We start from the raw sequence: 1048 nt of genomic DNA, 5'->3' as shown, positions 1-1048 counted from the left end.
GTTCAACTGCAGGTCGCGGTTGACGCGGTAGCTGCCTTCCAGTTCCACACCTTGCGTGCGCAGGCCGCCGATGCTGTTCAGGCCAGTGCGGAAGGTGCCGTCCTTGTCGAAGAAGCTGGACGATTGCTGGAAGTGCTTGAAGTTGGTGCGGAACAGGGCCAGGGAATACATCAGGCGGTTGTTCAGCAGGCTCTGTTTCAGGCCAAGCTCGTAGCTGCGGGCCGACTCCGGCGGCACGGCGGGCAGGGCGGCGGTGGCGGCGGTGAAGCCGCTGGTCAGGTCGTAGGCCACGCCTTTGTGGCCGGTGGACGCCATCGCATAAACCATGGTGTCCGGATTGAAGCGGTGCTCCAGGCCGATCTTGCCGGTGCGGCTGTTGTTGCTGTCGTTCTTGGTGTAGAACTCGGTCAGCGCAAAGGCTTGCGGTGGCACGGTGTAGCGGCGGAAGTTGTAGCCCGTGTCTTCCAGGTTGTAGCGCGCGCCGAGCGTCAGGCTGGTATTGGGCAGGAAGTCCCAGCTGCCCTGGCCGAAGACCGCTTTGTTGATGTTGTAGGCATCCGCACCGTAGGACGTACCGTAAGCCTGAATCAGCGGCACTTTGGTCAGCTCGCGGGTCAGGGCGTTACGGCCATACCACAGGCCCGCCACGTAGCGGATCGCGCCCTTGTCCGGAGAGGTCAGACGGAATTCCTGCGTGGTCGAGCGCACGTTGAAGAAGCCATACTGATACAGGCCACCGTGCATGCCGGTCGGCTGGCCGTTCGGCAGCAGCAGGAAAGGCAGGATGTCGACGTCGGTATTGTCGTTGTCCTGGTAGTCGTCCATGTGATACTTGTCGAAGGACGAGATGGAGCTCAGCGTGTGGCCTGCCAGCGGGCTGCCGTCGCCAAAGGTCCAGTCCAGTTTCAGGCCTGCGCCGATGTCGTGGAACTTGCCGCCGGTAGGATAGTCGTTGCGCACGGAGCGGTTGTCCGGGCCGATATTGATGCCGGCCAGGACCAGCGACACCGGCAGCTGCGGCGCATTGCGGTAAATGCCGCCCGGCGAC

Annotated in this window: 1 protein-coding gene; it reads right to left on the bottom strand. The window is 63.0% G+C overall.

Annotated elements, in window-relative coordinates; all coding sequences use genetic code 11:
* The coding region (locus AB4Z11_RS32460; RefSeq protein ID WP_442030404.1) for a TonB-dependent receptor domain-containing protein at positions 1-1048 on the bottom strand (1048 nt) is incomplete at both ends.

It is taken from the genome of Pseudoduganella sp. RAF53_2 (genome assembly GCF_052113985.1).
Lineage (GTDB): Bacteria > Pseudomonadota > Gammaproteobacteria > Burkholderiales > Burkholderiaceae_D > Rugamonas.
The sequence above is the reverse complement of the archived record's forward strand: the minus strand, read 5'-3'. Positions and strand labels throughout refer to the sequence as shown.